Source organism: Ruegeria sp. YKSF57, assembly GCF_059612585.1.
This window is the reverse complement of sequence record NZ_JBXWQW010000006.1, coordinates 103,166-127,277: the sequence shown is the minus strand read 5'-3', so window position 1 is coordinate 127,277 and position 24,112 is coordinate 103,166. Positions and strand designations below refer to the sequence as shown.

General features: G+C 56.8%; 22 protein-coding genes, 1 tRNA gene and 1 pseudogene. 7 read left to right on the top strand and 17 right to left on the bottom strand.

Going from position 1 to position 24,112, the window contains the following annotated elements:
* Together glnA and AC2FLX_RS04165 are read right to left on the bottom strand one after the other, a co-directional pair.
* The coding region (gene glnA / locus AC2FLX_RS04170; RefSeq protein ID WP_496875382.1) for a type I glutamate--ammonia ligase at positions 1 to 981 on the bottom strand (981 nt) is incomplete at its 3' end.
* Positions 982 to 1,016: 35 nt separating this feature from the next.
* Positions 1,017 to 1,355, bottom strand: coding sequence for a P-II family nitrogen regulator (locus AC2FLX_RS04165; RefSeq protein ID WP_480749791.1), 339 nt, complete (start codon positions 1,353 to 1,355; stop codon positions 1,017 to 1,019).
* A 168-nt stretch (positions 1,356 to 1,523) separates the two neighbouring features.
* Here AC2FLX_RS04165 and AC2FLX_RS04160 point away from each other — a divergent pair, with 168 nt between their 5' ends.
* Positions 1,524 to 3,149 (top strand): NAD(P)H-hydrate dehydratase, encoded by a 1,626-nt coding sequence (locus AC2FLX_RS04160; RefSeq protein ID WP_496809856.1) that lies wholly within the window; start codon positions 1,524 to 1,526, stop codon positions 3,147 to 3,149.
* A gap of 78 nt (positions 3,150 to 3,227) precedes the next feature.
* Positions 3,228 to 3,312: transfer RNA gene (locus AC2FLX_RS04155), tRNA-Leu, on the top strand.
* A 256-nt stretch (positions 3,313 to 3,568) separates the two neighbouring features.
* On the opposite strand, the gene AC2FLX_RS04150 is transcribed toward AC2FLX_RS04155, so the two are convergent.
* The 15 genes and pseudogenes from AC2FLX_RS04150 to AC2FLX_RS04080 form a co-directional block, all read right to left on the bottom strand.
* Positions 3,569 to 4,627, bottom strand: coding sequence for a S8 family serine peptidase (locus AC2FLX_RS04150; protein WP_496809857.1), 1,059 nt, complete (start codon positions 4,625 to 4,627; stop codon positions 3,569 to 3,571).
* Positions 4,554 to 5,483 carry a CHAT domain-containing protein gene (locus AC2FLX_RS04145; protein ID WP_496809858.1) on the bottom strand — a complete coding sequence of 310 codons (930 nt, stop codon included), beginning with the start codon at positions 5,481 to 5,483 and terminating at the stop codon, positions 4,554 to 4,556. Before AC2FLX_RS04145 ends, AC2FLX_RS04150 begins: the two co-directional genes overlap by 74 nt.
* Complete coding sequence (locus AC2FLX_RS04140; RefSeq protein ID WP_496809859.1) at positions 5,476 to 6,762, bottom strand: lipase/acyltransferase domain-containing protein; 1,287 nt, start codon at positions 6,760 to 6,762, stop codon at positions 5,476 to 5,478. The genes AC2FLX_RS04145 and AC2FLX_RS04140 overlap by 8 nt, the downstream gene beginning before the upstream one ends.
* Before the next feature lie 178 nt (positions 6,763 to 6,940).
* Positions 6,941 to 7,701: pseudogene (locus AC2FLX_RS04135) on the bottom strand (IS5 family transposase).
* A gap of 366 nt (positions 7,702 to 8,067) precedes the next feature.
* On the bottom strand, positions 8,068 to 8,505 hold the full coding sequence (locus AC2FLX_RS04130; protein WP_480749820.1) for a prepilin peptidase: 438 nt from the start codon (positions 8,503 to 8,505) through the stop codon (positions 8,068 to 8,070).
* Positions 8,506 to 8,537: 32 nt separating this feature from the next.
* Positions 8,538 to 9,377, bottom strand: a complete 840-nt coding sequence (locus AC2FLX_RS04125; RefSeq protein WP_496809862.1) for a helix-turn-helix transcriptional regulator — start codon at positions 9,375 to 9,377, stop codon at positions 8,538 to 8,540.
* Positions 9,378 to 9,780: 403 nt separating this feature from the next.
* Entirely contained in the window at positions 9,781 to 10,782 is a 1,002-nt protein-coding gene (locus tag AC2FLX_RS04120) for a type II secretion system F family protein (RefSeq protein ID WP_496809863.1), read from the bottom strand.
* A 13-nt stretch (positions 10,783 to 10,795) separates the two neighbouring features.
* A complete protein-coding gene (locus tag AC2FLX_RS04115) occupies positions 10,796 to 11,767 on the bottom strand; it encodes a type II secretion system F family protein (protein WP_496809864.1) in 972 nt (323 codons plus the stop codon).
* Between the two features lie 2 nt (positions 11,768 to 11,769).
* Complete coding sequence (locus tag AC2FLX_RS04110) at positions 11,770 to 13,155, bottom strand: TadA family conjugal transfer-associated ATPase (protein ID WP_496744019.1); 1,386 nt, start codon at positions 13,153 to 13,155, stop codon at positions 11,770 to 11,772.
* 13 nt (positions 13,156 to 13,168) lie between these two features.
* Complete coding sequence (locus AC2FLX_RS04105; protein ID WP_496809865.1) at positions 13,169 to 14,383, bottom strand: CpaE/TadZ family protein; 1,215 nt, start codon at positions 14,381 to 14,383, stop codon at positions 13,169 to 13,171.
* 22 nt (positions 14,384 to 14,405) lie between these two features.
* Entirely contained in the window at positions 14,406 to 15,062 is a 657-nt protein-coding gene (locus tag AC2FLX_RS04100) for a TadE/TadG family type IV pilus assembly protein (protein WP_496744015.1), read from the bottom strand.
* Complete coding sequence (locus tag AC2FLX_RS04095; RefSeq protein ID WP_496809866.1) at positions 15,059 to 15,562, bottom strand: TadE/TadG family type IV pilus assembly protein; 504 nt, start codon at positions 15,560 to 15,562, stop codon at positions 15,059 to 15,061. The genes AC2FLX_RS04100 and AC2FLX_RS04095 overlap by 4 nt, the downstream gene beginning before the upstream one ends.
* A 4-nt stretch (positions 15,563 to 15,566) precedes the next feature.
* Entirely contained in the window at positions 15,567 to 17,015 is a 1,449-nt protein-coding gene (locus tag AC2FLX_RS04090) for a pilus assembly protein TadG-related protein (RefSeq protein WP_496809867.1), read from the bottom strand.
* A 24-nt stretch (positions 17,016 to 17,039) separates the two neighbouring features.
* Positions 17,040 to 17,843: a Flp pilus assembly protein CpaB gene (gene cpaB, locus AC2FLX_RS04085; RefSeq protein ID WP_480749801.1), complete on the bottom strand. Its 804-nt coding sequence runs from the start codon at positions 17,841 to 17,843 to the stop codon at positions 17,040 to 17,042.
* 252 nt (positions 17,844 to 18,095) lie between these two features.
* Complete coding sequence (locus AC2FLX_RS04080) at positions 18,096 to 18,311, bottom strand: Flp family type IVb pilin (protein WP_480599878.1); 216 nt, start codon at positions 18,309 to 18,311, stop codon at positions 18,096 to 18,098.
* Between the two features lie 363 nt (positions 18,312 to 18,674).
* Here AC2FLX_RS04080 and AC2FLX_RS04075 point away from each other — a divergent pair, with 363 nt between their 5' ends.
* The 5 genes from AC2FLX_RS04075 to AC2FLX_RS04055 are packed head-to-tail and all read left to right on the top strand — an operon-like array spanning position 18,675 to position 24,043.
* Positions 18,675 to 19,478, top strand: coding sequence for a DeoR/GlpR family DNA-binding transcription regulator (locus AC2FLX_RS04075; protein ID WP_496809868.1), 804 nt, complete (start codon positions 18,675 to 18,677; stop codon positions 19,476 to 19,478).
* A complete protein-coding gene (locus AC2FLX_RS04070) occupies positions 19,462 to 20,235 on the top strand; it encodes an inositol monophosphatase family protein (protein WP_480749803.1) in 774 nt (257 codons plus the stop codon). The genes AC2FLX_RS04075 and AC2FLX_RS04070 overlap by 17 nt, the downstream gene beginning before the upstream one ends.
* Before the next feature lie 3 nt (positions 20,236 to 20,238).
* Positions 20,239 to 21,939: a Na/Pi cotransporter family protein gene (locus AC2FLX_RS04065; protein WP_496809869.1), complete on the top strand. Its 1,701-nt coding sequence runs from the start codon at positions 20,239 to 20,241 to the stop codon at positions 21,937 to 21,939.
* The gene (locus AC2FLX_RS04060; protein ID WP_496744007.1) at positions 21,936 to 22,685 is read left to right on the top strand and encodes an N-formylglutamate amidohydrolase; all 750 of its coding nucleotides are present in this window, start codon (positions 21,936 to 21,938) and stop codon (positions 22,683 to 22,685) included. The genes AC2FLX_RS04065 and AC2FLX_RS04060 overlap by 4 nt, the downstream gene beginning before the upstream one ends.
* Positions 22,682 to 24,043, top strand: a complete 1,362-nt coding sequence (locus AC2FLX_RS04055; RefSeq protein WP_496744005.1) for a glutamine synthetase family protein — start codon at positions 22,682 to 22,684, stop codon at positions 24,041 to 24,043. The genes AC2FLX_RS04060 and AC2FLX_RS04055 overlap by 4 nt, the downstream gene beginning before the upstream one ends.
* The last annotated feature ends 69 nt before the right edge of the window (positions 24,044 to 24,112 follow it).

The following is a 24,112-nucleotide window of genomic DNA, read 5'->3' as shown; positions in this document are numbered from 1 at the left end:
TTCAAAGCCGGGGATCAGTCGCTTGTACGAGTTGGTTCCGGGGTTGGTGAAAGCATTCAGCGTCTTGGCGTGCTTGAGGATACCCCCAATAAACCACAGCGCCTCGTCCGACAGATCGGCATATTTGTCGCCTGCGAACAACGGCTTGCCGTCTTTCCAGATCGACATGTTCACATGCATTCCCGAACCGTTGTCACCATAGATCGGTTTCGGCATGAAGGTCGCGGACTTGCCATAGGCATGCGCCACGTTGTGGATCACGTACTTGTACTTTTGCAGCTCATCCGCCTGTTTGGTCAACGTCCCAAAGATCAGCCCCAGCTCATGCTGGCACGACGCAACCTCGTGGTGGTGCTTGTCGACCTTCATGCCCAGTCGCTTCATGGTCGACAACATCTCGGAACGCAGGTCCTGTGCTTCGTCGGTCGGGTTGACCGGGAAGTAGCCGCCCTTCAGACCGGGACGGTGACCCATGTTGCCCATCTCGTACTCAGTGTCGGTGTTCCAGGACGCATCGGTCGCGTCCACTTCGTAGGACACCTTGTTGATCGAGTTCGAGAACCGCACGTCGTCGAACAGGAAGAACTCGGCCTCGGGTCCCATGTAGGCCACGTCACCGATGCCCGACGCCTTGAGATAGGCTTCGGCCTTCTGCGCGGTACCGCGCGGGTCGCGATCATAAGGCTCTCCGGTGTCGGGTTCGACAACGGTGCAATGAATGCAGATGGTCTTTTCCGCATAGAACGGATCGACATAGGCGCTTTCAGTGTCGGGCATCAGTTTCATGTCCGATGCCTCGATCGACTTCCAGCCCGCGATGGAAGAGCCGTCGAACATGAACCCTTCGTCCAGAAAATCCTCGTCCACCAGGTCTGACACGATGGTCACGTGCTGCAGCTTGCCGCGCGGGTCGGTGAAGCGGATGTCGACATATTCGGCACCCTCTTCCTTGATCAGCTGAAGAACTGCGTCCTTGCTCATTCTTTTAGTCCTCTGTTTGAGATCTCGTTTGTTTCTTACAGCGCGTCCGAGCCGGATTCGCCGGTGCGGATGCGGATGGCTTGTTCGACGGGCGAGACAAAGATCTTGCCGTCGCCGATCTTGTTGGTCTTGGCGGCCCCGATGATCGCCTCGATTGCGGCATCGACCTGATCGTCGTCCAGCACGACTTCGATTTTCACCTTGGGCAGAAAATCGACGACATATTCGGCGCCGCGATATAGTTCTGTGTGTCCCTTCTGGCGGCCAAAGCCCTTGACCTCAATGACACTCAGCCCCTGGACACCGACGTCCTGCAGCGCTTCTTTCACTTCGTCCAGCTTGAACGGCTTGATGATCGCTTCGATCTTCTTCATCGGAGTTCCCTCGCAATCTTGTCAGGCTGGCTCAGATCACGTCTAAGATCGGGCGGCAACGCGTTTGCGGAAATGCGAGGTGTTTGGCAGCCTGAAACCGGGCTTGCGATCAAACTTTGATCGCAGTGCACAAAAAATGCGCGAAAGTGAATCGCGGGGAGAATTGCGATGACGGAATTGCTGACGGCGGCGCAGATGCGGGCGCTTGAAAAGGCCGCGATCGAGTCCGGTGAGGTGACCGGGCTTGAGCTGATGGAACGCGCCGGGCGAGGTGTTGTCGAGGCGATTTTCGAGGAGTGGCCGGAATTGGACAGGCGAGGGGCCAGCCCCTCGCGCTCTCCGGAGTATTTGGACAAAGATGAAGAGAACGCTCAGCGGGCCGTTGTGCTGTGCGGGCCGGGCAACAACGGCGGCGACGGGTTTGTCGTGGCGCGGTTGTTGAAGGAGCGGGGCTGGGAGGTGGAGGTGTTCCTGTATGGCGATCCCGAGAAACTGCCGACGGATGCGAGGGTGAATTATGAGCGGTGGTGCGCCCTGGATGTTGCCTGTAAATGGGACGATGGTGCTGTCGAAGAGGCGTTGGACAATCAAGAACATGACTTGCTTGTCGATGCTCTGTTCGGTACTGGAATAACACGGACGATGCCGGACGACATTGATCGCGCTTGGCACGGCTTTGTACCGACCGTTACGCATAGACCGCAAAGTGACCGACGGCCAAAATACGTTGCCGTCGATTGTCCCAGCGGTCTTTGCTGCGATTCCGGAGCAAATTTTGGAGCTTTTCCAACTGATCTAACAGTTACGTTCCACGCTCCCAAGCTTGGGCACTACCTGTTGGGGGATGGTCATTATGGCGGAGGTCCCGGACTGTCGAATAAAATTGTTGTCGCTAATATTGGACTAAATTCCAACGCTGCACCTACGGAGGTCCAGTTGATTGATTTGCCTGAGAGCAGTGGTTTTCGTGGAAAATGGGCTGGTCAGCACAAATACAGTCACGGCCACGCATTGATCCTTTCAGGCGGTACTGGAAGAACCGGTGCGGCGCGTTTGGCGGCGCGAGGGGCACTGCGGATTGGGGCAGGGATGGTGACGCTGGCGGTGCCGCCCAGCGCGCAGCAGGAGGTTGCTTGCCAGATCACCGCGCTGATGCTGGCGCGTGTCGAGGGCGCCGATGGGTTAGCGGCAGTGCTGGGGGATACCCGCCTCAACGCGCTCTGCTTGGGGCCGGGTATGGGCGTCGAGCGGGCGCGTGATCTGTTGCCGGTGGCGCTGACCGCCAAACGCGCCACGGTGCTGGATGCCGATGCGCTGAGCGCCTATGCCGAAGAACCGGCAGAGCTGTTCGCTCTGTTGCATGAGACCTGCGTTCTGACCCCGCATGGTGGCGAGTTTGCGCGCCTGTTCCCGGACATCGCGGCAAGGCTGGATGCGGTGCCCACAAAAGGGCCGGCCTATTCCAAGGTGGACGCGACGCGAGAAGCGGCGAAGCGGGCGGGTTGTGTTGTTCTGTTCAAGGGGGCGGACACGGTGATTGCGGCACCGGATGGGCGCTGTTCGGTCAATTCGGCGCATTACGACCGGGCCGCTCCGTGGCTGGCCACCGCCGGAACTGGCGACGTGTTGGCGGGATTCATCACCGGCCTTCTGGCCCGCGGCTTTGCCCCGATGCAGGCGGCGGAATCGGCGGCCTGGCTGCATGTCGAATGCGCGCGTGAGTTTGGCCCTGGTCTGATCGCCGAAGATCTGCCGGAACAGTTGCCGAAAGTGTTCCGAATGCTTTCCTTGTGAGAGGGCAAAATTCCCCCTCGCACTTGGTTGAAAGCTTTGTTATTGAGCGCCTCATTACAGGGTTCTGTCCCTGTTCGTGCGGGCGTGGCGGAATTGGTAGACGCACCAGATTTAGGTTCTGGCACCGCAAGGTGTGGGAGTTCGAGTCTCCCCGCCCGCACCAAATACTTGTTAGTAATTATTTTATTTCAATAACTTGTGGGTATTGCCTTGTTTTCAGGCCACCTTTCAGCCCACCTTTTGTGTGGCGCTTCATGCTCGATCCATACTCTCGCTCTCCTGGGTTGCAAATCTATGTTGGTTGAAGGTCAAAAGCTCCACTTTTCGTCGATCGTCATTTTTTTATGACCTGATTCCTGGTTTCCTATTTCATCGTCGGGAACGTCGCGCACCTTCTTTGAAAAGGCACATGAAAAATTTCAACGCTTCGAACTCTTTAATCTCAGTTTGGCCTTGATGCTTCTGGCAAGCGCGCTTCGATCGGTGTCTTTCTGTGCAAGTTTCTTGAACTCGCCAGAGTTCAAAACTGCCTTCAGGCGACTGCCGTCGGCTCGCGAGAGCGTTCCACACATCATCTCGGCAATGCGCAGGCTGTGAAACTGCTCAAATGCGCTTTTAGGATCAGAAACACCATCAAGGACGCTATTGAAATCCCGGGTTTCAGACCGTTCGTACATATTCCCCAAGGCGAGAATCCGCGCCCCAAGTTGGCGAGTGTTCAAAAGCACACGGGTATCCGCTTTGGACAATGCGCTGAGCGCGGCCAGGGCGCGGGCGTTGGCCATGAGCTGTTCTTGTTTCATCGTGCGCTCAGCACTTGGACGTGTACTGCGACGAAGCGCATCATATCGCTCAGCTTTGCGTTCGGGGTACGAGTAAATTTCGCCATTTTCAGTGTTGCGCCGGTTCAGCGTATTGTCGTCGACCAGACGATCAAGAGTACGCGCGGCGATTTGGGCTGGAAGCCCGGATTCCGAAATCAGCTGATGCAGTTCCATATCCCCCCGTTCAAGCACGTCTTTCAAAATTAACGCGCGCACCGCCTCCAGGGCGCTTTCTGCATCTACCTTGCAAACGCCGTTATCCGATCCAAGCCCTTTTAACAGCGCTTTTACGTCAGTGGCGCGAAGCGTCCGGTAGCTGGCCCAAACCAAGGCTGCAACTACGGCGACATAGTAAGCCGAAAAACTGGTACCCTTGGCATCGGGATCGACAACCCAAGCGGCAAGTGGCGTGCCCTCAAGTGTGCCGGGCCCATAGACATCCGGCTTTCCATCATCCGGAAAAGGTGGTGAATAGCTTTCGGGCAGCCCGGTATCATCAAGCGCACCCACGGCCAGTACGGACTTTTGCCAAGCTGGCCATACAGGCGTTCTGGAGTTACCTCCGGCGGCGATGACCAATCTATTTTGCTGATGCAGGTTTTTGATCGAGTCCGCAATTGAACGGGTTTGTTTGGGTTCTCCGAAATCGCACACAAGAATATTGATCCCTGACTTGGCGACTTCTTCGAACCATCTGAGGATTGCGGCGTGCGTCGACTTTTCTAGTCTGCTGAATGGTAACCCTGCCTTGATTGTCTTCCAACCACACCCCGTGTGGAGATGCGTGCCCCAGATAATGCACGACGTGAAAGCCACGCCGTTGACGACCGATCGCGTTGCACAACCGGGAAACCGTCGGTCTGTCCTCGACGTGGACATGCAACAACCCAGCTTCGACCAGCGGCTGCAGATTGCCGATCAGATGGCGTTTCTCCTCATAAAGGTCGAAAGACGCAGTATCGTTGGAGGTTCCGTCACTTGCGGGCAAGGGGTTCGACATAATCACAAGCAGGTTGAGAGGCGGGATGATCGGCAAATGGCGAAGCGCATAAGTACGCACGCGTGGCGTTCGCGCCAAATGAACGTCACGAGCTAGCGTCAAGGGAATTTGCCCGTTCGCCGGATCGGTCATCAGTTCCCAGGGCCAGTCCGAGACTTCCTCGGGCACGCAAAGGACGCGAAAAACCATCTGCTGGCCGCCTGCATTCGTCACGCCGCGCATCTGTTCGAATAGACGGCGCACAGCCGATTGCCCGAACACCAAGTCTGACAGGGATTGGCCAAAGGTCAAACCGTCGTTGCGCAGGCTGCGGGAATATAGAACACTGTCGTTCAGCCATTCCTGAGGTGTGCGGCCCTGACCGAGTTCGATACCCCAGTCCCGGAGCTGAACCGGGGCGGCCTTGACAGACCCGAGGTCGCAATCTGCGGTCAGCCAGTATCTGCCCTCCGAACCGTAAACAAGGCCGACATCAAACTCGCACAATGAGGGGTCTGGCAGGTCAGTCATCCAGATCCACCACGCTAAACAGGTCGGTCACTGTCTTCGTGGTCGGACCATGGATCTTGATGCGATAATCGCCTGCCGGAAGGTTCTCCAAGTTAAGACTTGCTGCAAACGGGTCATCCATGTCCGGCGCCATCGACACTTCTTTCAACTCGTCTTCAGGTATGCGCTGGATATGGCATTTTAGGTCCGGGTTGGGCTGCGAAGCATGGGCGCGAATGACAACCGCCTGTCTGACCATCGCGTCCTGGGCCGTTACCGAAACATCGGCCCCGGGCGCAGGAAACACCGGGGCAGCATCCTCATCCGTCAGCATGGCGCCCGCGACGTTGTCGAGGGAAAACGGGTTGTTCTGAAGCGATCCGTGCTTTTCGTTGATCCAAATGACGTTTGAATGGTCGTGCATACGTTCGTGTGGAACCGCGGACACGCGCGGCACCGTTCCATCACCGCCGCGTTCACTGGGTCCGCGGTTTCTTGACATCACCACATCGTTGCCCTCCAGCGCCGCGGAACTGGAGGTATCGATGAAATTGCCGACCAGCGCACGGGTGTCATACCGATTGGCGACATAGTCGGGGTTTTCAAGATGCCGGTCTACGGCCTCCCGAATGTCCCGATGCAGTTTCATAGCATCCGCAAGTCTGCCACTGTCGATGCCGGGTAGGTTCAAACCAGGATCGTCGATATAGACCCAATCGTCTTTCGTCTGGCTCCAGAAGCACCGGTAGCTGGGCAAAAGCTGATAGACGGAAGTAAAGGACGCAAGCGTTTCGGTCAGATCGGCCTCAAGTACCCAAAGGCCCATCCGGAATCCGTTACACAGATTGTCCAATGCATTCAGCGACCCGGAGTAGGGGGTCCCAAGGGTGATCAGCCGGCGAGTATCCCACCAGCCTTCCATCTGCTCCAAAAAGATGCGCGATATGATCCCGCCCATCGAATGCGCCACCAGAGTGATCTTTGCTTTGGGATGCGTCTTACGCCGCGCGCTTAACCATTGTTCTGATAGCCGCTGCAGCTTTCGCGCCGCCACACGATTATCCCGGCGCCAGTCGTATGGCATCTCAAAGTAATTCTGGCCGGCATCAAGGGGAAGGCGTTCCATAAGCCCCTGGCGCAGTCCCGTATAGCCGTCGATCTTCCAAAGCCCCGGAATGATATGAAGATCCTGACAAAGGCTGGTCGCCTCCACTCCGTCGCCAAGCTTATCAAGCTCTGGGTCGTTCCCTTCCAGTGCAAGCGACCGGATCGACTTTGCGCCGGTAAACAATCCGCGCAACGCCGCGCCGGCTTGCGGTAGCCCAAACAGTCTTTCCGTTTTTTGAAAGTACAGACCCCGTGATGCCGGGAACGAAAATCACAATATCATCTAATACTTCTGACATTGGTTTCACCGAAAAATGAGCAAAAAGCTGTGACACAGCATACTTCAAAAGCCATATTTTTCAAAATCTAGGTCATGTTGACAAATGGCGAAGCCAAAGTCGGATGGACGTTATATCGATGAATCCCAGGAAGCTTTCTGCGGTCTTGTCGTAGCGGGTTGCAACACGCCGAGCGTTCTTGAGCTTGTTGAAGCAGCGCTCGACCCGATTTCGCAGACGATAAAGTGAGCGGTCGACGCCAACGCGCATCTTTCTGGTTTTCCGCATGGGAATCTGGGTCATCACATCTCGATCATTCATCTTTTTGCGTATTTTGTCAGCATCATAGCCGCGATCTGCTAATAACACGCGCGGCTGAGGCAGATTATCTGCCATGACCAAATCGAAACCACGATAGTCAGATGTCTGGCCCGGTGTGATCTCGGTCCCCATAGGCAAGCCGTGTGCGTTTACGAGAAGGTGGATCTTGGTCGTGAAGCCACCTCTCGAACGGCCAAAACCCTGTCGCGGAGTCCCCCTTTTGCACCCGCTGCCTGATGATGGGCGCGGATTACGGTGCTATCGATCATTTGCAGGGCGTCTGGCACTGCTCCACTTCGGTTCAAGGCGTCCATAATCTCTTCCCATAACCCCGCCAGTGTCCAGCGCCGAAACTGTCGGTAGACGCTGAACCACTTGCCGAACTCTTCCGGCAGGTCGCGCCACGGAGCCCCTGTCCTGGAAATCCAGAAAATCCCATCAAGAACAGCGCGGTGGTTGATAGCCTTGCGTCCATTCGGGGCGCGGACAGCCAGGATGAACCGCTCAAAGAACGCCCATTCCTCGTCCGACATCAGGTCTCGTGCCAAGCTGGTCTCCGTCGTAGATACAAGCTTGAATCATGCCCGCCGACAGATGTGAATCCCTTTTGTCAACACGGCCTAGTCCACCTCTAGGTATAGTAGGTATTGCCACTCGTCGAGATCAAATGAGACAACGGAAAACGAAATTTCCAACGCTTGTCAATCGGATGCGTAGCCTTTGAGATTTTAGAGTATCTCTAGATATTGATTTTCAATGCCCCCTGCCCGCACCATTATCCACCGTTTGACGAACGGTTTCCTTTACATTGTACCAATTGAAGACGCTTGGATTTTGGGCGCGGCAAAACAAGTGAGAGATATTCGAACCTAATTCACGATCAAAAAGTCGGTGAATGCTCACCCCAACAGAATGAGTTGTCCGATGCCCGCTATTGCGATGGCAATCCCCATGGGGAAATGGCCTTTTTGCGAGACACTGGTCAAACCCGCGCCTTGAAATACAGGAAGCCTTTGCATCACGACTGTTAACAGGCTGCCGATCAGCATCGCCGCCGAGAATATGTAGGCAAAGGTAATTAGCCCACCGGTCGGAACGAACAGGATCAGGACCGGAAGCATTTTGGTATCTCCACCGCCGATCAGTCGAAGAGAAAACAGTACAAATACCACCAGGAAAGCGATAGAGGCCGCTGCCAACCGCCACACAACCATGTCGAATGGAAGGGTGAGGCTGAACGTCACGAACAGCACCAACCCGCCCAAGGGCAGAATATTTGGGATTTTCATATATTTCACGTCGCAATACGCGACGAGGCTCATCAGGAGGCAAAACATTGCTTGGAAAAACGGTGCCATTGCCGGTCGCCTCAGCCGAATTGTGCGCCGACGGCGTCATCCGAGGTGAAAGGTTCAACTGACATCAGTTGATAAATCAGCTCTGCCTGGTTCTGCACGCCGGTCTTGGCGTAGATATTTCTCAGATGTGTGCGCAAGGTCGAAGTGGAAATTGCCAAGGCCTTGAGAATACCCTCGTTTGTCTTTCCACGATTTAAAAGAACGCAAACGCGGTACTCGGCGCGACTCAGACGTGCGGGGTTTTCGACGCTCAGGATAGGTTTCCCATCCAGCGGCGCCGTGTCATTGGGTGTCGACCGCAAAAGTGCATCCATGAACAGCCCCTTGGCGCGGTTGCCCCAGGTTTGTGCCAGCGTTTCTGCCAAGATGTTCAAGACGGCAAGAATTTGGGGCGGCACGGCCTCCGGAAAATGAAGTTCCAGCAGATCCGATGTCATGTCGTTGCGGGAGAGCGGTATAACGATCAACTCTCTCAACCGACGGTTCAGGTGAAACTCCATCAACGATGGATCGAATTCGTCGTAAAGCGTCGACTTGGCCCAGGTGGACCCGGGTTTGGCCTGATCCAGATATGGGCCGAGCAGGGTACGGGAATACGATCTGCACGGTCCGTGGCCGGTGGTCGGTTTTGCATCGTAGGAAATTGTCTTGGGAAGCGCGCGTGCCGTTTTCGGCACGCGCGCAAGCACCACGATTTCGGCGCCGAGGCTTTCGGCGATGCTATGAAGAGCATCCATCAACAAAGCTTTGGAGTGAAGGCATTCACACCATTTCGCGACTGCCCCAATCAGTCGGGCTTCGGAAGCGAGGTGGTTATGCTGACCTTCTGTGCGGTCGCCGTAAGAAAACATTCCTAACCCCCCAGGTCAGGTTACTCGTGAACAATGACCTCCACCCGAAAACAAACAGGGCCGAGGGTACAACAACCAAGTTGTGGCGAACTTGGTCACTATACATTGGCGAATAGTTTGAAAGGTTTCTACAAAATGGAGGATTTTCGATTAAATCTGCTGTTATTGAGGCCTGCGGCGAAAACAGTCGAGCCGGTAGTTGCGGATTATTCACGTATTGATGGAATCCGATCCCTAAAACTCCGTCAAAACTGATTCACGCCGCTCTCCAATTGGATACGTAGTTAACGTTGGGTATTGGGTTTGAGCGCGTCACAAAAGTCGCCACACTATCAAAGTGTGGCGACCGCTTTTGTGGAACGACGTGACGCAGGGTGTATGTCCGTCGAACGTCAGGAGAGGATTAGCCGGAGAAATATCGAATATAGCGAATGACATTCGGGCCGATGGTCAGCATGATGAGCGCTGGCAGCATCAGGGCCGCCAAGACAGCAGACATCTTGACCGGCAGCTTGTTTGCCATCTCCTGTGCTTTCATTTCGCGGTAATTACGCAACTCGTCCGAATAGGTCGAAAGCGCCTGAGACATGCTGGTGCCGAATTGCATCGACTGCTGGGTGACTTTCGCAAATGAACGTACGGTATCGACACCGGTACGGTCGGCCATGTCCATCAGCGCGGCATCCCGTGGGCGGCCCGCCTGAACTTGGCGCTGCGCCGAAAGGAACTCCAGCGAGATCTCGGGTGAGATTTCGGTCAACTCGTTACCTACACGGGCCATTGCGGCGTCAAATCCAAGCCCTGCTTCGACAGAGATGCGCATCAGATCCAGTGCGTTCGGAAAGCCCTCCTCGATCTTTTGCGTGCGCTGCTTGACCTTGTTGTTAAGCCAGAAATTCGGGCCGAAATAACCTGCGCCGACAAGAAATGCCAGGAACAGCTTGATTTGAAAGTTGGTCAAACCGGAAACAAGGGCCGCTACACCGCTTGGAACCGACGCGCCGGGCATCTTGGTGATGACGACCAATGCCAGAAGGAGACCAGGAAGGATCAGGCCTAGAACGGCTCTGGTGATAACAAAGTACCGCAATGCGTTGGGTGACGTGAAGCCCGCGCGCAGCAGACGCTGCTTGAGTTCCGAGCGCTCCTTTTCGTTTCCCGGCGCAAAAGCTTTGGTGAAACCGTCGAATTCAGCGGTTGGAGTTTTCAGGATCGCCTTGTCAAGACGCGCCATGTTGGGCGCGCCCTTCAAAGCCGCAATACGCGTCGCTGGTACGCTCTTGCGCCCCATATTCGCTGCGATGCTCCAGAAAACGAGCACTATTCCGATCCCAAGTCCCGAGAGGATCATGATCTCAGGCGAGATTTCCATTGATGCCGCTAGGCTTTGGATATTGTTGAACATGGCTTTCGTCCTCTCAAATTCTGAAATTGACGAGTTTTTTCAGGAAAATCAGATTCAGGGTGGTCAGAACCACCACTGAAATGGCCATCGGCAGGAACAGAGGGTCCTCCATGACGCCCCGGTAATAATTTGGCGCAGTGATCGAGGTGAAGATCCCGATGATCACGGGCAAGGCTGACAGAAACCAGGCGGTCAGCCGGCCTTCGGATGAAATCGCACGGATCTTGCGCCGCATTGCAATCCGGTCGCGGATCACCCTGGACAGGATTTCGATGACGTTGACAAGATCGCCGCCGGTGCCATGCTGGATGCCGATGCTTGCGGCCAGATAGTAGACATCTTCGATATCCACCCGCTGGGCGAACTCCTGAAACGCATCTGGCAAGTCGTCGCCATAGCTTATCTGGTCAAATACGATACCAAATTCGGTTCCGATCGGGTCGGGCATTTCTCGCGCGATCGCGCCAATCGAGTTGCTGAGTGGATGGCCGACCTTGAGGCCGCGTGCAAGCATGTCCAGTGCATCAGGCAGTTGCTTGGTCAGCTCATCGGTGCGCTTTTTGTATTTGATTTTGACAAAGCCGACCGGGCCGACAAAGCCTATCAGAATGGCCAGCACAAGAGCTGCGGTGGGGCCGAGCGGGTACAAGGCGAATGCAAACACGCCAAAGCCGAGCAGCAGGCAAAGAAACGTGAACTTGTCGATTCCGATGGTCAGACCGGACTGATGCAATTGCCGGGGCAAATCGCCCACGAACGGTACTTTTTGCCAGAAACCGCTGCTTTGCTTTGGTTTCAGCAGCGTTAACACGTCTGCCGCGTCGTGGCCCTTGGCCAACATCTTGAGACGGCGTGTTTTCGCTTCGTTGATTTTTTCCCTCCGACTGGCCAGTTGTGCCATGCCGGTGAAGGCAAGCAGCGTTCCCACTGCGATGCCGGTATAAACGAGATACGTGAATTCCTGTTGTCCAGCGAAGATTTCCATGATCACGCTCCCTTGGCCAGGAAGGTCGAAAGATCAAGGTCGATACCGGCGGCAACCAGATCGTCCATGCACTGCGGACGAATGCCGGTCGCGACGAACTCGCCGATGATCTCTCCGGTTTCCGATTTGCCCAGTTTGCGGAACACAAAAATGTCCTGCATGGTCACCACGTCGCCTTCCTGGCCGGTGATCTCGGAAATGCTGACGACACGGCGTTTGCCATCGGCCAGACGGGTCAGTTGAACGACAAAGTTGAGGCCCGACGAAATCTGTGCGCGGATGGCGCTGAGCGGCATGTCCAAGCCGATCATCGTGACCATCTGCTCGATCCGACCTATGGCATCACGAGCCGAGTTGGCGTGCACTGTGGTCATCGATCCGTCATGGCCGGTGTTCATTGCCTGAAGCATGTCGAATGCTTCGGCGCCACGGACTTCGCCCACGATGATGCGGTCAGGGCGCATCCGCAACGCATTGCGCACCAAATCCCGTTGCAGCACCGCGCCATTGCCCGAGGGGTTCGGCGGGCGGGTTTCCAGTCGCACGACATGTTCTTGCTGTAGTCGCAGTTCGGCGGCGTCTTCGACGGTAACGATGCGCGAACGATGGTCGATGCCGGCCGAAATTGCGTTCAGCATGGTGGTCTTGCCCGAACCGGTGCCACCCGAGATCAGAATGTTTTTGCGCGCTTCGACCAATGCCATCAGGAACTTGGAGGCGCGCTGGTCCAGCGAGCCCGATTCAATCAGGCGGTCAAGCGTCAGAGGTGTCTCGGAAAACTTGCGGATCGACATGCTGGGACCGTCGATGGCGCAGGGGCGGATGATGGCGTTGACACGGCTTCCATCCTCGAGACGGGCATCCACCCAAGGGTTGCTTTCATCGACGCGGCGACCGATGCGTGACACGATTTTGTCGATGATGCGCAACAGGTGCTTTTCGTCCCGGAAGCGCGTGTTTGTGCGTTCCAGCACGCCGCGGCGCTCCACGAACACGTCGCGGTGGCCATTGACCAGAATGTCGTTGATCGTCGGATCGGCCAGCAGTGGCTCAAGCGGCCCAAGGCCCAGAACCTCGTCCATCAGCTCATCCACGATCCGGCGGAAATCATCCGAGCGAAGCGGGTTGTTTTCCGCGGCCAGAACCTCGCTGGTCAGCGCGGCGACCTCGCGGCGCAGTTCCTCGGGCGCAACTTTTTCCACAACCGAAAGGTTGAGGCGATCCAGCAGGGCTTCGTGCAGGCGGCTTTTGAGTTCCAGGAACTTTACCAGCTCCTTTTCTTCTTCCGATTGCTTGGCCACTATCACCGGTTTTACATCTTCGACCGGACGCAGATGAATGGCCTTTGCAGTCGCTTGCTCGCTGCTATTTGAAAAATACTTGAACATTTTTACCCCCTAATCAGGCTTTCGCAGTCGCGACTGCAGTGTTTTCCTTAAGATCTGCAGCGATCTGTCTTCCCATCTTCGCAAGCGCTGCGGTCAGCGCCGATCGCCCGGCTGCTTTCGATAGCGGTTGACCGCGATCGACAGCTTCGCGAGCTGCGTTTTCGTCATGCGGCAGCCAATAGCGGAGCGGGCGGCCCAGGATCGCCGAAGCTTCCTTGTGATGACTGGATTGAACCAGCGGCTTTTTCTCGTGATTGACCACCAGATCAATCTGAAGCGTTGGCACATCCTCGGTGAAGAAATTGGCCAGGCGCAGGCATTGCTGAACGGACGGAACCGCGCTGTCGGTCACAAGGCACATCCGGTCGCTCATTTCGAGCACTGGCGACAGCCAGGGCACCAGGGCGCGAGGCAGATCCACGACAACATAGTCGTATTTGCTGCGCAGAACGTTAAGCAGGGATTTCACTTGCTCGGGGCGCAGGGAATCCACGGGCGCAAATCCAGTTGGTGCTGACAGGACATCGACCCCGTTTTCGGCCTTTACCATGGATTGTTCCAAGAATGTGGCGTCGGGCATGGTTCCCTCAACCGCCATCTGGAACAAAGTTTCGTTCGGCTGCACGTCCAGAAAGCTGCTGATCGCGCCGAATTGCAGATCAAGATCCACCAGCGCAACGCTGTTGGTCGGCACCTTCTTCATCATGCCACGCCGGTCCAATAGCTGGTCGGCCACATTGACGGCGACGGTGGTCGAGCCGATCCCACCACGCGCTTGCGCGACGGAGATGATTTTCCCAGCGCGACCGGAATCGGCAGATCCGAATGCGATTTGATTGCCCACATTCATTGCCTTGCAGATACTGTTGCGCAGATCATCGGCGTTCATGGAGATAGGCAGCACGTCGGTTGCGCCGGCATCGGTCAGTTTGCGGGCATCGCTGAACAGGATGCCATCATCGCTGAGCGCGATGATCGCTGCATGTGTGCCTCCGCCCTTGCGAATGGCGCGGATCGCTTCGACATCGTCCGAAGCTGCAGTTCCGGTCCGGAACACGATCACATCGGTCGAAGCGGCGAGTTCGGTGGCCTTGCCGTTGATCTGGGGCAGGGTTGCGTTCAAACCCGTCACTTTCAGCGAAGCGTCGGTGCCCAGAGCGGCTTGCAGGCTGGAGTGAACCAGCGGGTCGTCTGATACGACTGCAATTGTCTTATGTCTCTGTTCCATTTTACTATGCTCCTGTCTGAAATTATCCGCTGGTGCCCATTGCCAGGTCTTCACCAGGCATCGATGCACTCATGGAGGGGAAGGTTACGGAGGCCCCGAGATCCGGGGAGGACGTACCTCCGGCCAATGCCACCAGCCCCCCTAGCGGCGAAATGAATTCAAAAGTTTGGTTTTGCACCTCAACTGTAACGATCGGCGTGAACGGACCGCCCAAGAAGCCAAGGTCACTGTCGTAAGTGTAGGAAAAGCGCAGATTGGAAATCGTGCTGTTGATCGGCATTGATCCTTGAACGATGTCCCAGATCTCGCTGGCAGTGTCGTTGGTGGAGTCTCCGCTGCAGCTGATCGTTCCGACGTCGGCACAGACATTCGCGCCGCTGCTGCACATTGTGCCAAAGTCGGGCGCGGTGGAGCCGTTTTGAACCGGTCCGCGGCGGTGCACGTTCGGTACGCCGGTGCAGGCCGGTGGGCGAACAGCGGCGATGCGGGCCGCCACATGCATGGCTCGTTCGGCGGCAGCGTAGTGCATGCTCATGCGGCCAAAATCGATCAGGCCAAAGAACATAAGCAGGAAGATCGACAGGACAACAGCGAATTCGACCAGTGTCGTGCCGCTTTCATCCCGACGCAGGCGTGCCAGTTGCTGGGCGAGGCGGTATTTTCTTGCAATATGTCTCATGCTCCAAATACCCGTGACTGATCCGAAATGACGGTGTTGACGTTTTGCAGGTTGCCCCCGACCAGTGAGAAGACATCGGCAAAGGGGAAAGTGACCGACAGGTTCGCAGTGACCTGGATGACCGGCGCGGGCGAAACGCGGTAGGTTCCGGCGACGCAGTTCAGGCTGAGCGAGACCGAGTTGACGCTGATCCCAGACGGGAACGGCGAGGTGCCGTCGATCCGGTTTCTGACGATCTCTTCGGCCTTGGTCGTATAGGTGCTGACCGCTGTGCCGCCGCTGCACATATCCTTGGGAGCGACGCGGGCCAGATAGCGCGTGGCGTCACGGACGCCTGCGTTGACATTCTGATAGGCCCAGAACAGACGACCGCCTTCGATGGTTACGGCGAACAGAACCAGCATCATCGGCATCAGTATGGCGAATTCGACCAAGGCGGCACCGGATTCGTCGCGGCGGAAATTCGACAGTTTCTTGCTATGGAACAGACGAGACAACATGGGATCACCTGTAAAGCTGGACAACGTCGTGGAAGAGAGAGCCGGCACCGGGGCTGTATTCGCTGGCGCTGCCGACGACCTCGCCCCAGATGTCAACGGTGGGAGGAGAGGAACCGTCATCGCCGACAGGCTCGGTCAGGAAGATCTTGAAGAATTCCTGGACTGGCACGTTGGTGGCGGCTCCGTTGATCGGGTTGGCAGAGCAATCGATACCGGCGGCGATGATCACGCGGCGATCCGGATCACTGCTTTGATTGTTCGAGCACATCGGGCGACCGGTTTCGGCCTTGCCGGTCAGAAGCGGAGCGGAGGAACTGGCGGCCGCGTTGATCTCGGCAAGGTAGTATTCATACCGAGTTGTGGCGGAAGGGTGCGGATCAGTGCCGTCGTAGTTCATATTGACATAGGCTGTTCGGCCTGCGTTCCAGCTGCCGTCGCCAAATCGGCTGCAGCCACCGCTTCCAAAGCAATCGTCGCGCGGCATGCCCATTGTATCAGGCGAGATCTCCTCATTTCCGCTGATGCAGGTGTTGCCGGTGCCGGGAACAATACCCTTGATCACATTTGGGGCAGGCGGGAAGTTCGCATTGTTCTTCTTGCCATTCATGATCGAGCGGTAGATATCGAAGCGCACGTTATAGATGGCGTTCTCGATGCCGACTTTCTGGCCCGGTTCGATATCGACGCCGCGCATGTTGAAGCATTGCGTGATGCTGCCCTCGGCCCCGATCAGGCAGGCGTCAAGGTTCACACCGCTCAGACCGGCGCAGGGGCCTTCGTCGTCGACCAAAGTCTTGGCCGGGTCGAGGAAGCCGAAATCGCCGGGCCCCCAGCCCGCGCCATTGCCGCCAGAGCGCAACAGGATCATATCACCGATATTCTCGTCCGCCTTGTAATTTGAGTCGGGCAGGCAGAACATCATCGGGGTCACATCGCAGGCATATTGGGTAAATCCGGCGATTGCCGATCCATTGGCCCAACCGTCTGGCATTGGATTTCCGGTCAGGGCGGCGAAGACAGCGCCGAACGTTGCGGCGACTGTCGAAGGTGTGGTCTGAACCAGAACATATGCAGCTTCGGTCGCATCCGTGGTGGTCGCTGTCACGACATCGGTGTCATCGGCGGGAAGGTCAGACAGAAATGTCAGGGTAAAGTCGGTATTGCCACTCAGCTGGCTGCCGCCGCTGCCGAAAGTCTTGTTGTCGACGATCATGTTCTCGGCGGCTGCGGTTGCCCGGATGATGGCGTCGGCACCTCCGTCCAGCTCTCCGGCTGCGGCCAGGGCGACGTGATCGGCAAAGGACTGAAGTTCGGTCCGGGTGATCGCGGTGCGACCGACGTCAAAAGAAAGTGCGACGATACCGAAGAAGATGGCAAACGATACCCCCCAGATCACCAGCATCGCGCCGTTTTCGTCAGAGGCGAGGCGTTTCATGGTGTTGGCGGGTTTCATCTGTCATCTCCTCGGCAAATCGTTTCAGCGCAGTTCGGTAACGGTCACGTCTGTACCGCGGCGAACGACGACGGTTTTGATCGGTGCTTGTTCCGGCACCGGCGACAACTCGCGCAGAACATCGCTCAGTCCGATGGATTCCAGCGGTTCGTCATTGGCCGCCTCAAGTGTGCGCAGCGTCAGGCTGAGCGTTCCTGCGCGCTGGGCGAGCGCCAGGCGCTGGCCTTCTTCAGGCGTGACTTCGACGGTGACGGTACGGGCGACACCGGGCGCGTCTTTTTGCTCGTCCGCTTCCTGATCAACGCCAATGATGCGCTTGTTCTGCAGGATCGTGACGGTCTTGAGGTCCTTGTTGGCGCCGTGCGTCAACAGGATGTCGACGAAATCGCCCGGCGTGACAAAACCGCCAACACCGGACTGGGCGTTCACGTTGATTGCCATCGCGCGGTTGTTGGCGCTGATGGTCTGAACGATGGTGACTTTTTCGCCAAAGTTCGAGACCTTGTTGGTCAGGATCAGCTCACCCTGAGAGATTGCGCGCTTGGCGCGGCGAAATTCCTTGCCTTGGCTTGGAAGCAATGTGTCGTAGGCGGTATAAACGCCGCTTGGCAGCGCTTCTTTCGGCCAGGCGATAGTGGTCAGTTTCTGGGCGTCCACGACTTGGCCAAAGTCGATGTCCTGGGCGGCAACGATGACGTTGACGACCTTTTCTTCTTCGACGGCTTGTCGTTTGGCATATTCATTCTCGATGTAGTCACGGGCCAGATACACCGAGCCCGCTGCAACCCCCAGTCCGGCGACGAATGTCAGGAAAGAAGAGAAACGCATGGTGGTCTCCAATATTGTTGGTCGGCGCTCTTGATGCCGTTGATCAAATGGCCCGGAGGGGGCGTTTCACCGCTGACTTGGCAGCCATGTACTGATTTGCGGTGAAACGCCCTGTTCAAATCCGTTCGAAGTCGCACTCTTTAAAAAAACTATGGATAACGGTGACGTCTTGCGGATTTGCTCCGGGAGGTGTTGCCGCGAAATCTCCAAGGCCGCGGCAACAATTTCATTTGAGAAAGTGCTTCTCTAAAGTTACGGCGTCGTTCCGCAGGTCGGCACCGAGCCGTCTGCATTTGGCATACAGTTGCCGGCGGCAGTCATCGAACCCGCGACGTCGCCTGCCAGCGTCGAAAGCGCGCCGGCGCCCAATACGACCGCCAGTGCGATTGCGATGCCGTATTCGACCAGAGTTGCACCCGACTCGTCACGACGCAGACGCTTGAAGGTATTTGCGATAAAGTTTTTCATATTTTGCTCCAAAAAATGTGGGTCGCCCCAGGTGTTGGGGGCGATGGTGAGTTCGCAGACGATCCACCCCCTGGAAACGCTGCTGATACCCACATTAGAGGACCCGAATATGACGCCGCGTCGTTCAAGAGGATCAGATTTTCCCCTTTGGGTTGAATCTTTTTCCGTCAAGGTCTTTTGAAAGCGTGGAATTGAAATCGGCGCTGTCTGCTTGGATTTGCGTCATGTGAGCAAATTTGAGGGAAAACGAGGGAATCTTCCCAAGCAAGTGGATTCAATCCGTCAAATTCCAAATGAAGTGCTTGCTTTTGACCGCCTTGTGTGGCTGGGTGAACATGTTCGTGGGGTTATTCTGAGGGCGCTGTGTCGAATCGCGGTGTACATACGCATCGAGAAGTCGAATTGCTGGATGTGTTACGTCGCCTCGGCGGGACCGCGCGGAACTCCGATCTGGCAAAAGCCCTCAATGTGTCCGAGGAAACCGTACGGCGCGCGATCAAGGCATTGTCCAAATCCGGGGCAGTGGAACGCGTGCATGGCGGGGCCTATCTGGCAGGAACTCAGGGTGATCCGAGTTTCTTTCGTCGCATCGCGCAGCATCCTGACGAAAAACGCCTGATCGCATCGAGCGTCGCGCAAGTCGTGCGCGATGGGATGACGGTCTTTTTGGATGTGGGGTCGACAACGGCTTTCGTTGCCGAAGAGCTGCGCCAGTGCAGCAACCTTACTGTCGTAACCAACTCGGTAGGAGTGGCGCAAAGCCTGGTGGGTGTAAATGGATCGCGGGTTCACCTGTTGGGCGGTGAGATGCAAAGCGATGAACGCGGAACCTTTGGTCATGTCACGCACCGTCAGGCGCAGAGATTCGCATTCGATCTGTCCATTTTAAGTGCGGATGCCGTGTCGGCACGCAAAGGGTTTTTGTATCTGAGTTCTGCCGAGGCGGATCTGGCGTCTATCGTCGTCGACAATAGCGACTGGTCTGTGGTTGCGGCCGACCATTTCAAGTTCGGTGAAACCGCGCCCTATCGCGGTGCCGACCCGCGACGGGTTGACGATCTGTTCACGGACAAACGGCCCAAGGGCGTACTTGCGGCGGCCTTCAAGGAGTGGGGTATCAAAGTAAGGGTGGCGACAGGAGGAGAGGCCGGTGCTGGCGAAGAGTGACTACGCGGGTCACGCGGTCGAAATCGCAGGAATCGCGGCCAAGGCCGCGCGTGGTTATTTCCGTGGCCATCTTGGGATCGAGTTCAAATTGGATGAAAGCCCGGTCACCCAGGCCGACAAAGGCGTCGAGGCGTGCGTTCGCGATTACATTGAGCAACACTTCCCGGATCATGGCATCTTTGGAGAAGAGCACGGGTTCGAAGGTAAGGACCGACGCCATATCTGGATCGTTGATCCGATTGACGGTACCCGATCGTTTCTGTCCGGTCATCCATTGTTCGGGTTCCTGCTGGGGCATCTGGAAGACGGTGTTCCTCAGGTTGGTGTCATCGCCATGCCTGCGCTTGGCGAGATATTTCTGGGTGTGAAGGGGCAGGGGGCGACGCTAAATGGCGAGGCCATTCGAGCGTCCGCCAAAACGAGGGTGGATCAGGCCATTCTATTTGTGAATGAAGGCGACAAGATCCACCGCGACCATCCCGACGTTTTTGAAAGGTTGATGAATGCAGGTCAGACGCGCCGATTTGCTTATGATTGCTATCCACATGCGCTGCTGGCGGCGGGCTATGTGGATGCGGTGATTGACTATGATTTGCAGCCCTACGATTATCTGCCGGTTTCGGTCGTCATCGAAGCGGCGGGAGGCGTTATGACGGATTGGGAAGGGCAGCCTTTGGGGTTGAATTCTGATGGGAAAGTGATCTCGGCAGCAACGCCGGATTTGCATGCTGAAATGCTCAAACTTGTGCGCGGATAAACTATGGCGATTGTCAGTTTCATCATAAGCCTGGCCGGAGCGACAATGCTGCTGCTCTATGCAGTGCGGATGGTGCGCACGGGGATCGAGCGCAGCTATGGCGCGTCGTTTCAACGTGTCATGACCGGTCAGCGCAGCTATGCCCAAGCGTCGCTTGTCGGGATTGTCATGGCCATCGTGCTGCAAAGTTCGGCGGCGGTGGCATTGTTGTCCTCGGGATTTGCCGCCAGCGGTATTCTGACATTTCCAGCCGGGCTTGCCATCGTGTTGGGTGGAGACCTGGGTTCGGCGCTGATTATTCAGATCCTGTCATTCGAGCTGGATTGGCTTGTGCCGGTTTTGTTGGCCATTGGTGGCTATCTGTTTGTCAAGACAGAGGCCAAGAAGGCGCGGCAACTTGGGCGTATCCTGATGGGGGTTGCGTTCATTCTTATCTCGCTGCGCTTCCTGCGCGAAGCGATGGACCCGATCCGCGACAGCGCCTTTCTGCCCGCAATCGCGGATTATCTGGCGCGTGACTATATAACTGCGTTTCTGGTCGGCGGCGCATTGGCCTTTGTCATGCATTCCTCGGTGGCGGCGATTTTGATGTGCGTGACGCTGGTGCAGATCGGCGCTATTCCCTTTGCCGCCGGATTGTCACTGATGCTGGGGGCGAATTTCGGTTCGGCTTTCATTCCGGTCTGGCTGACCCGGGGGATGAGCCTTTCCGCACGCCGCATCCCGTTCGCCAACCTGTTTCTGCGCGGCAGCTGGGCGGTAGTTACCTTGTTCGCCGCCAATATCGCACTGCGCAGCGGTCTTCTGGGTGATCTGCAAGGGGGGCAGATGCTGGTGAACGCACACCTTGTCTTCAACGCATCATTGCTTGTTCTGGCAATCCCGTTTTGCGGTCGCTTGCAGGCCCCGTTCGAGCGGCTTATTCCCGAACCCAACAGGGACAGCGCCAAGTTGCAACCCGGACGACCGCACAGCGCGCTGGACAAGCGTGTCCTGACCAATCCCTCTCAAGCTTTGGCCGGGCTCAAGCGAGAATTGCTGCGGATGAGCGATCTGGTACAGTCCATGTTCGAACCTGCCTTGGAACTGTATCGCAGCGGCGACAAGGAACAGATCCGCGCGGTGCAGGTGATCGATGACGATGTGAATGACTGTCTGTCGGGCATCCGGTCTTATGTTGCGTCGATCCCGACAGAGGGATTCGGAAAGGAAAACGCCAAGATCGCCCGTGATCTGATGGAATATGCCATCAGGCTTGAGACTGCGGGCGACGTGGTCGCCAAACGTCTGACGGTTCTGGCCGGAGAGATGCGAAAAAAAGGCGCTTCGTTCTCGCAGGAAGGGTGGATGGAACTGGTGCACATGCATGAAGGCATCGTTGCGAACCTGAAGCTGGCTTCGAACGTGTTGATCTCGGACGATCTGGAAAGCGCCCGTCTATTAAGCCTGGAAAAAACCGAGATCAAACGTGCCGAGCGTGACAGCCGCAAGCGCCATCTCAAACGTCTGCAGCACGGCACAACAGAGAGTTTTGAGACCAGCGACATCCATCTGGAAACCCTGCGCGCGCTTCGTGAGTTCAACAGCCATATTGCGGCGGTGGCCTATCCGATCCTGTATCGCAATGGGCAATTGCTGGAAACTCGTTTGATCGAAGATATGCCGAGAAGTGACAGGCAGATGCATTCGGAGGATCAGGAATGACGGCTCCGTTCGAGATACTGAATGCAACGGGGAAAGGGCAGGTTGTGCTTCTGTGCGAACATGCCAGCAATAGGATTCCAGACGAGTATGACGGTTTGGGTTTGTCTGACGTTGAGCGCCTCAGCCACGCTGCATGGGATCCGGGCGCGCGTGCCTTGACGCTGCTTTTATCCGAGGCGCTGGATGCGGTCGGAGTGGCTTCGACGGTGTCGCGGCTGGTCTACGACTGTAACCGCCCACCCGAAGCGCCAAGTGCCATACCCGAGAAATCTGAGTTGATCGAAGTGCCGGGCAACCGCAATCTCACTCAAGCAGACCGGGACGCCCGCACGGCGGCAGTTTACGGCCCGTTTTGCATTGCAGTCTCTCAGGTGCTGGAGGCACGCGGACCGGACACGGTGGTGGTGACGGTGCATTCCTTCACGCGGGTTTACTTTGGGCAGGCGCGCAAGGTGGAACTGGGTTTGCTTCATGATGAAGACAGCCGGTTGGTGGATGCGATGCTGGGCCACGCTGATCGCATTCCACACCGCCAGATCGAAAGGAACGAACCTTATGGTCCGTCCGACGGCGTGACCCATTCGCTGCGCCTGCACGCTCTGAGCCGGGGCTTGGCCAATGTGATGATTGAAGTACGCAACGATCTGTTGCGCACCGATGAGCAGGTTGCCGACATGGCACGGGAAATATTGGCGCTGCTTGAGCCGGCGCTGAAGGACATTGCGATCAGGGAGGACGCATCGTGAGCGCAACACTCACCTTCGAACATCTCAAGACACAGGTTTCGACCGGGGAAGTGGATACTGTCCTGGTTTGCATGGTGGACATGCAGGGCCGTTTGATGGGCAAAAGGTTCCATGCCGGTCATTTTGTGGCAGGCGCATGGGAAGAAACCCATTGCTGCAACTACCTTCTGGCCACCGACCTTGAGATGGCCACGCCCAGCGGGTTCGCGTCCACAAGCTGGGAGCGGGGGTATGGCGATTATGTCATGAAGCCCGATCTGGACACGCTGCGCCCGGTGCCCTGGCTCGAAGGCACGGTGATGGTTTTGTGTGACGTTCTGGATCACCACACCCACGAAGAGGTACCCCATGCGCCGCGCTCGATCCTGAAGAAACAGGTGAACCGCCTGAAGGCGATGGGGTATGAGGCGATGTGTGCCACCGAACTGGAATTCTTCCTGTTCGCGAAAAGCTTTGATGCGATCCGCAAGGAAGGGTTCCGCGATCTGGAGCCGATCTCGGGTTATAACGAAGATTATCACATTCTGCAGACCACCAAGGAAGAGCATGTGATGCGCCCGATCCGGAACCACCTGTGGGATGCGGGCATTCCGGTCGAGAACACCAAAGGTGAAGCCGAGGCCGGGCAGGAAGAGCTGAACATCAAATACGCGCCTGCGATGGACACGGCAGAGTATCACTCGATCGCCAAGAACGCGGTGAAAGAAATCGCCTGGCAGCAGGGTCATGCGGCGACCTTTCTGCCGAAATGGCATCATGAAAGGGTGGGCAGTTCGTCTCATGTGCATCAGTCGCTATGGGCGGATGGCAAACCTGCCTTCTATGATGCCGGGGATGAACTGGGCATGTCGGCGCTGATGAAAAGCTATATGGCCGGTCTTCTGAAATATGCCGCCGATTACACGTATTTCATGGCTCCGTACATCAACAGCTACAAGCGGTTCATGAAGGGCACTTTTGCACCGACGCGGATCATCTGGTCGGTAGACAACCGCACGGCCGGGTACCGCCTGTGCGGGGATGGCACCAAGGCGATACGGGTCGAGTGCCGTATTCCGGGGTCGGATATGAACCCCTATCTGGCGATTGCAGGGATGCTGGCGGCCGGGATCGCGGGGATCGAAGAAGGGCTGGAGTTGCAGCCGCCGACAAAGGGTGATGTCTATCAGGGCGAGACGGGAAAGATCCCGGGTACATTGAAGGATGCACGCAACGCTTTGCACGGATCACAGATGCTGCGCGCGGCGATGGGCGATGACGTTGTCGATCACTATACCCGCGCGGCTGAGGTCGAAATCGAGGAATTCGAACGCGTGGTAACCGATTGGGAAATTGCCCGCGGGTTTGAGCGGGCCTGAGATCAGGCGCGGCCGGGGGTCCTGCCCGTCGCCATTGTCTGCTCGGACCAATGGCGCAAACAAAGGCGA

Coding starts and splice junctions, on each gene's coding strand:
- AC2FLX_RS04165 (WP_480749791.1), bottom strand. CDS start 1,355: ATGAAGAAGATCGAAGCGATCATCAAGCCGTTCAAGCTGGACGAAGTG.
- AC2FLX_RS04160 (WP_496809856.1), top strand. CDS start 1,524: ATGACGGAATTGCTGACGGCGGCGCAGATGCGGGCGCTTGAAAAGGCC.
- AC2FLX_RS04145 (WP_496809858.1), bottom strand. CDS start 5,483: ATGACTGACCTGCCAGACCCCTCATTGTGCGAGTTTGATGTCGGCCTT.
- AC2FLX_RS04130 (WP_480749820.1), bottom strand. CDS start 8,505: ATGTTTTGCCTCCTGATGAGCCTCGTCGCGTATTGCGACGTGAAATAT.
- AC2FLX_RS04125 (WP_496809862.1), bottom strand. CDS start 9,377: ATGTTTTCTTACGGCGACCGCACAGAAGGTCAGCATAACCACCTCGCT.
- AC2FLX_RS04120 (WP_496809863.1), bottom strand. CDS start 10,782: ATGTTCAACAATATCCAAAGCCTAGCGGCATCAATGGAAATCTCGCCT.
- AC2FLX_RS04115 (WP_496809864.1), bottom strand. CDS start 11,767: ATGGAAATCTTCGCTGGACAACAGGAATTCACGTATCTCGTTTATACC.
- AC2FLX_RS04110 (WP_496744019.1), bottom strand. CDS start 13,155: ATGTTCAAGTATTTTTCAAATAGCAGCGAGCAAGCGACTGCAAAGGCC.
- AC2FLX_RS04105 (WP_496809865.1), bottom strand. CDS start 14,383: ATGGAACAGAGACATAAGACAATTGCAGTCGTATCAGACGACCCGCTG.
- AC2FLX_RS04100 (WP_496744015.1), bottom strand. CDS start 15,062: ATGAGACATATTGCAAGAAAATACCGCCTCGCCCAGCAACTGGCACGC.
- AC2FLX_RS04095 (WP_496809866.1), bottom strand. CDS start 15,562: ATGTTGTCTCGTCTGTTCCATAGCAAGAAACTGTCGAATTTCCGCCGC.
- AC2FLX_RS04090 (WP_496809867.1), bottom strand. CDS start 17,015: ATGAAACCCGCCAACACCATGAAACGCCTCGCCTCTGACGAAAACGGC.
- cpaB (WP_480749801.1), bottom strand. CDS start 17,843: ATGCGTTTCTCTTCTTTCCTGACATTCGTCGCCGGACTGGGGGTTGCA.
- AC2FLX_RS04080 (WP_480599878.1), bottom strand. CDS start 18,311: ATGAAAAACTTTATCGCAAATACCTTCAAGCGTCTGCGTCGTGACGAG.
- AC2FLX_RS04065 (WP_496809869.1), top strand. CDS start 20,239: ATGGCGATTGTCAGTTTCATCATAAGCCTGGCCGGAGCGACAATGCTG.
- AC2FLX_RS04060 (WP_496744007.1), top strand. CDS start 21,936: ATGACGGCTCCGTTCGAGATACTGAATGCAACGGGGAAAGGGCAGGTT.